The organism is Streptomyces sp. NPDC046805 (assembly GCF_040645355.1).
In the GTDB taxonomy this organism is placed as follows: Bacteria; Actinomycetota; Actinomycetes; order Streptomycetales; family Streptomycetaceae; genus Streptomyces.
Genome location: NZ_JBEYYC010000082.1, coordinates 1 through 3,307, shown reverse-complemented (window position 1 = coordinate 3,307; position 3,307 = coordinate 1). Strand labels below are relative to the sequence as shown.

1 protein-coding gene and 2 pseudogenes are annotated in these 3,307 nt (G+C 66.6%); 2 read left to right on the top strand and 1 reads right to left on the bottom strand.

The window, feature by feature from the left end; genetic code table 11:
- Positions 1-217, bottom strand: a pseudogene (locus ABZ910_RS36210) (hypothetical protein); the annotation flags it as partial.
- A gap of 486 nt (positions 218-703) precedes the next feature.
- Here ABZ910_RS36210 and ABZ910_RS36205 point away from each other — a divergent pair.
- Both ABZ910_RS36205 and ABZ910_RS36200 read left to right on the top strand, forming a co-directional pair.
- Positions 704-2,989 (top strand): FdhF/YdeP family oxidoreductase, encoded by a 2,286-nt coding sequence (locus tag ABZ910_RS36205; protein ID WP_361373679.1) that lies wholly within the window; start codon positions 704-706, stop codon positions 2,987-2,989.
- 223 nt (positions 2,990-3,212) lie between these two features.
- Positions 3,213-3,307: pseudogene (locus ABZ910_RS36200) on the top strand (sulfurtransferase FdhD); the annotation flags it as partial.

The following is a 3,307-nucleotide window of genomic DNA, read 5'->3' as shown; positions in this document are numbered from 1 at the left end:
CCGCCGGCATGCAGTACGTACACCGCAGATTGCACCGGTCCGTCAACGACACCCGCAGATCCGTATGAACCCGCCCGAAACGATCCGTCAACGCAGCAGAAGAAGGACGTCGGTCGGGGAGGTCGGAGGGATCGGAGAGAGGTGATGGCACAGGCCTGCCTTCTTCGGTGACGGCGTCGGCGGTGGGCTCGGACGTCGAGGCAAGGGACACGGCCATGTCACTCCTCATTCCACATTCGCTTTTCGCATTTCGCGAATTTCGCTCGTCAATTTCACTCGCGAGCCGCCAGAAGCCGGTGCCTTTGTTGTTTCTCGGTCCTCGCGCCGGATAACGGTTCGAAGTCAACACTCGGCGATTTTCAGGTAGAAGTCAAAGAGGGGTGTCCGATGGCCCGATAGCCGATGCTTATACGAGCGTACGGAGCCCCCGGTGGGGCGGGTCACGGCCCGTGATAAGCGGTGCCTATCGTCTGATAGGTCTCACTTCTTTGACTCCTCGGTACGGATTGGCGGAGGCTGCTCCTCGCAGCGGAAGTCGGAAAGTCGGATATTCGCGGGCATGGTCGGACAGTACCGCCGTGCGGTCCTGGATCGCTCGTGGCTTCCGCCGTGAGGCGTGCTCTGCAGCGGGGGATGCTCCATGTTCCCGTGGACGGGCCGCACTCGAGTATGCGGATGCAGCGGAAAGAGGCAGAACCAGAACATGAGCATCATCGAGGACCCGATTGATGACCTGTCGGTGACCCCGCCCAAGACGTGGGCGACGGGTCTGCCGGCGGTGACGCACGCGCTTCAGTACTCGCTGGAGCAGACGTCGGTGCGACGGACCGCGCTCACCTTGCTGAACATCAATCAGGCCAAGGGGTTCGACTGCCCCGGGTGTGCCTGGCCGGAGCCCGCTCCCGGCAAGCGTCACATGAACGAGTACTGCGAGAACGGCGCCAAGCACGTGAACGACGAGGCCACCTCGCGCCGTATCACCCGTGACTTCTTCAAGCAGCACTCGATCGCCGAGCTGGACACGAAGTCGGACTACTGGCTCAACCAGCAGGGCCGGCTGACCGAGCCGATGGTGAAGTGGCCGGGCGCCACCCACTACGAGCCCATCAGCTGGGACGACGCCTTCGACGTCCTCGCCAAGGAGCTGCACCACCTCGCCAACCCGGACGAGGCGATGTTCTACGTCTCGGGCCGGCTGAACAACGAGGCCGCGTTCCTGCTGCAGCTGTTCGCCCGCGCCTTCGGCACGAACAACCTGCCGGACTGCTCCAACATGTGCCACGAGTCCAGCGGTTCCGGCCTGGGCGAGTCGCTGGGCATCGGCAAGGGCAGCGTGAACCTGGACGACATCCACAACTCCGACCTGATCTTCGTGGTCGGCCAGAACCCGGGCACCAACCACCCGCGCATGCTGTCCGCGCTGGAGGAGACCAAGCTCAACGGCGGCCAGGTCGTCGCCGTCAACACCCTGCCCGAGGCCGGTCTGCTGCGGTTCAAGCACCCGCAGAAGGCCCGCGGTGTCATCGGCCAGGGCACCCCGATCGCGGACCAGTTCCTCCACATCCGCGCCGGCGGCGACCTCGCCCTCTTCCAGGCGCTGAACCAGCTCCTGCTGGAGGCGGAGGACGCCGCTCCGGGCACGGTGCTGGACCGCAAGTTCATCGAGTCCGACACGATCGGGTTCGAGGAGTTCGCCGAGCACACCCGCAAGCACAACTGGGACGACATCCTCGAGGCGACGGGTCTGACCCGCGCCGAGATCGAGGAGGTCCACCAGCGCGTGATGAACGCCAAGAGCGTCATCGTGTGCTGGGCGATGGGCATCACCCAGCAGAAGCACGGCGTGCCGTCGATCCGCGAGATCTGCAACTTCCTGATGCTGCGCGGCAACCTCGGCAAGCCGGGCGCGGGCGTGTGCCCGGTGCGCGGCCACTCCAACGTGCAGGGCGACCGCACGATGGGCGTGTGGGAGAAGATGTCGCAGGCGTTCCTCGACTCCCTCGGCAAGGAATTCGGCTTCACCCCGCCGTCCCACCACGGCCTCGACGCGGTGGACTCCATCCGTGCGATGCGCGACGGCAAGGCGCACTTCTTCCTCGGCGTCGCCGGCAACTTCGCCCGTGCCACTCCCGACAGCGACGTGACCGAGGCGGCGCTGCGCAAGTGCCGGCTGACCGCGCAGATCTCGACCAAGCTGAACCGCTCCCACACGGTCTGCGGTGACACGGCGCTGATCCTGCCCACCCTGGGCCGCAGCGACCGCGACATCCAGGAGAGCGGCGAGCAGTTCATCACGGTCGAGGACTCCATGAGCGAGGTCCACGCCTCCCGCGGCCGCCTGCACCCGGCCTCCCCGCACCTGCTCAGCGAGGTCGCGATCATCTCGCGGATGGCGCGTCGAGCCCTGGGCGACAAGGTCGACATCCCGTGGGAGGAGTTCGAGCGGAACTACGACACCATCCGCGACCGGATCGCCCGCGTCATCCCCGGCTTCGATGACTTCAACGCGCGCGTGAAGCAGCCCGGTGGTTTCGTCCTGCCGAACCCGGTGAACTCCGGTGTCTATCCGACCCCGAGCGGCAAGGCGGTCTTCACCGCCAACGACTTCGTGAAGCTGGAGGCCCCCAAGGGCCACCTGGTGCTGCAGACGCTGCGCTCGCACGACCAGTGGAACACCATCTGGTACGCGCCGAACGACCGCTATCGCGGCATCCACAACGCCCGCCGCGTAGTGATGGTCAACCCCGACGACCTGGCCGAGCTGGGTCTCAAGGACCGTGACACCGTCGACCTGGTCAGCGTCTGGACCGACGGCAGCGAGCGCCGCGCCGAGGGCTTCACGGTCGTCGCGTACCCGGCCAGCCGTGGCTCGGCGGCCGCGTACTACCCGGAGACGAACGTCCTCGTCCCGCTGGACAGCGTTGCCGACATCAGCAACTGCCCGACCAGCAAGGGCGTCATCGTCCGCCTCGAACCCACCACCGAGTAACCCATCCACACCAACGGCGCGGCTCCTGCCGGTCGTCTCCACGGGAGCCGCGCCTCGGCCGACGCTACGGGCGACGCCGACCGCCGTACGCTTGCTGTATCCGTTGATCACGGCCGGGCGCGGACGCCGGCGTCATCCGGACGCGGCGGGACCAATAGGACCACGTGATCGGACCGATCACGCAACATCATGAGGAGCACGACTCCGAGAGGAAGGTAGGACCATGGGGCGAGTGACCGTGCGGCGGCGGGTGCTGCGGGTCCGGGAAGGCGCGTTCTCGCACCGTCCCGACACCCTGGCCGCCGAGGAACCGATGGA

Coding starts and splice junctions, on each gene's coding strand:
- ABZ910_RS36205 (WP_361373679.1), top strand. CDS start 704: ATGAGCATCATCGAGGACCCGATTGATGACCTGTCGGTGACCCCGCCC.